Here is a 2,910-nt window from a genome sequence, read left to right on the forward strand (position 1 = left end):
CAGCTGGATACCGGCACTGCGGTCGACGTCGCATTCGATACGCATGCGCGCCTTCTGCGGCTGCGGCATGGGCAGATGCTGGTGGAGACAGCCGCTGATCCACAACGCCCGGCGAGGCCGTTCCGGGTTACGACCCCCTACGGCACGCTGCAGGCACTTGGCACCCGTTTCTGCGTGCGCCTGTTCGGGGACGATGCCCTGCTGGTGGTCCAGCACGGCGCGGTGCGGATCTCCATACCGGGTCAACAGCGCGAGGTCGACGCCGGGCAGCAGCTGTGCTGGAACCTGACCCGGCTGCCACTGCCCGTACCTGCGTTACCCGGCGCTGACGCGTGGGTCCGGGGCATGCTGGTCGCCGATGCAATGCCGCTGCAGCAGGTTTTGCAGGAGCTGGGGCGCTATCAGCACCGCTGGCTGCGCGTGGATCCGCGCGTCGCCGGCCTGCCGGTGTCCGGCGCATTCCCGCTGGACGACCTACAACGCAGCCTGTCGATGCTTGCCGCCACCCATGAGCTGCGGATCGAGCAGGGGCTATGGATCCACGTGTCGGCTGCGGGACATCGCGGCTGACACTTTTCCGAGCGTCGCGTGGCAGAGGGTATGAACCCCTCACTTTCCTCCCCATGACCGTGAACCTGCCCCGGCTTCGACTGAGCCTCCTCGCCTCCGCGCTCGCCGCCACACCCGCGCTGGCTCAATCACCGCCCGATGAATCCCTGCACGTCCAGCGCAGCACCGTCTCGCTGGGCAGTGCACTGGGCGCGTTCGCCGCCGAGCATGGCGTGGCCCTGTCCTTCGACCCCGCGCTGACCCGTGGCCGCCAGGCTCCATCGATTACCATAGGGCTGGACGTGGACGCAGGGTTCGACGCACTGCTGCACGGCAGCGGGCTGCGCGCGGTGCGGCGCGCCGATGGCAGCTACACCTTGCAGCGTGCGCAGGTGTCGGCAGGCGCACGACGCACCAGTACCCTGCACGTGCCGGGGCAGGACACCGGTTCGACCTTCGGAGGCAGCCTGCAACTGGACCGCAGCTACGTCGCGGCGCAGGCCGCCGGCAACGGTGACATCACCCGGCTGCTGCGCATCCATCCCGCCGTGCAGTTCGACAATGCCGACCAGGGCAGCTTCAGCCCCGGCGAAATCCGTCCTGCGGAAATCAGCATCAATGGTGCGAAGTTCTATCAGAACGCGTTCATCGTCGATGGCATGAATTTCAACAACGACATCGACCCGGGTGCGGATCCGGAGGTATACCGGCTGTTCTCCGTTCCAGGCGGCTCGCAGGCGCTGGCACTGGACAGCAGCCTGCTGGAAGGCATCACCGTGCATGACAGCAACGTTTCGGCCGCCTATGGTGGATTCAACGGCGGCGTGGTCGAAGCCAGCACCCGACGACCATCGCGCGCCTTCAGCGGCCGCCTGTCCACCCAGTCCTCGCGATCTTCGTGGACACGCTACCACCTGGACTCCACCGTCGCAGACAGCTACCAGAAGGCGTCCGGCGCGAACGACGGGCAGCCGGAATTCAAGAAGACAACCACGCGCGCTGATCTGGAAGGCTATCTGACCGACCGCATCGGCGTCCTGGCCAGTTTCACCCGCAAGCGCTCGACCATTCCCACCTACAACCTGCAGTCGCACCTGGTCGACGACGCGCATCCGGAGAAACAGATCCAGCGGCGCAGCATCGACAATCTGTTCGTCAAGGCGGTCTGGGAAGCGAGCGACACCCTCGACATCGAGGCAAGCTTTACCCGTGCGCCGGAGGAATCCCACTACTTCCGCTCCAACGTCCCCGGTGCCGGCATCGACATCATTGGCGGTGGCCGCCAGGCGATGCTCAAGGCGACGTGGTCGCCGCAATGGGGCAATCTGACCCAGCAGGTGGGCTGGAGTTCTACCGAGCAGTCCCGCCATCCACAGTCTGCGGACTACATGAGCTGGCACTGGGCCGAGGGCAAGGACTGGGGAACCGCTGGCAGCTCGCTGGAAGGTGAATTCGGCGATATTGACCAGGCACAGAAGACGCTCCAGTACCGTGCCGATCTGATACTGGCACCGCAGCGCTGGCTGGGCATGGAGCATCGTTTCGCGGCAGGCGTCCAGTACCAGCACCAGGATGTCGACTACGAGCGCCTGGACGACACCTACATCTATGTCTCGCCGGCGCGCACCACCAGCTGTACCAACAAGGCCGGCATCACCGACACTCAGACCTGCTGGATGGGCCTGACCCGCACCGGCCGCACCAACACCAGCAACTGGCCCGGACAGTTCTTCACCAACCGCACCTATTACACGCGCGGCCGGCTAGACTTCCAGATCGACAGCTGGAGCGCCTACGCCGAAGACAACATCCGCGCGGGGCGCCTGTCGTTGCGCCCCGGCCTGCGCATCGACCATGACAGCTACATGCGGCACACCACGGTCGCACCGCGCCTGGCGATGTCACTGGATCTCGACGCCGCCGGCGACACCCAGCTGATCGCGGGTGCCAACCGTTATTACGGCCGCAACGCGGCCACGTGGCGGCTGCGCGATGGCCTTGATCGGCTGCAATACAGGAACCAGCGCCGCCCCACCCTCGACAGCGAGTGGACCGCAGGCACGCAGACCGCCAACGGCCTGCATTTCGATCGCCTGAGAATCGCCTACGACGATGAGCTGACGCTGGGCGTCAAGCAGCAATGGAAGGGCTGGGAGTTCCTCGGCAAGGTCGTCAGCCGCAAGGGGCGTGACCAGGTCGTGCGTTCCAGCAGCCGGGTACAGGACGAACGCGCGGATGACCCTTCACTGGCCACCCACTACGAAACCTGGAGCAACGACGGCCGCAGCGAGACGCAGATCATCAGCCTCACCGTGCGCCCCCTGCGCCGCCTGCAGTTCGGAGCAACCAGCACCACGGGCC

At 66.0% G+C, this 2,910-nt stretch carries 1 protein-coding gene and 1 pseudogene; both read left to right on the plus strand.

Annotated features, from left to right (window positions below):
- Positions 1-570: FecR domain-containing protein (locus AB0E19_RS38335; RefSeq protein WP_362189782.1), on the plus strand; the 570-nt coding region annotated here is incomplete at its 5' end.
- Positions 571-623: 53 nt separating this feature from the next.
- A pseudogene (locus AB0E19_RS38340) lies at positions 624-2,910 on the plus strand (hypothetical protein); the annotation flags it as partial.

The sequence above is a fragment of the Streptomyces sp. NPDC047974 genome, assembly GCF_040653375.1.
Lineage (GTDB): Bacteria > Actinomycetota > Actinomycetes > Streptomycetales > Streptomycetaceae > Streptomyces.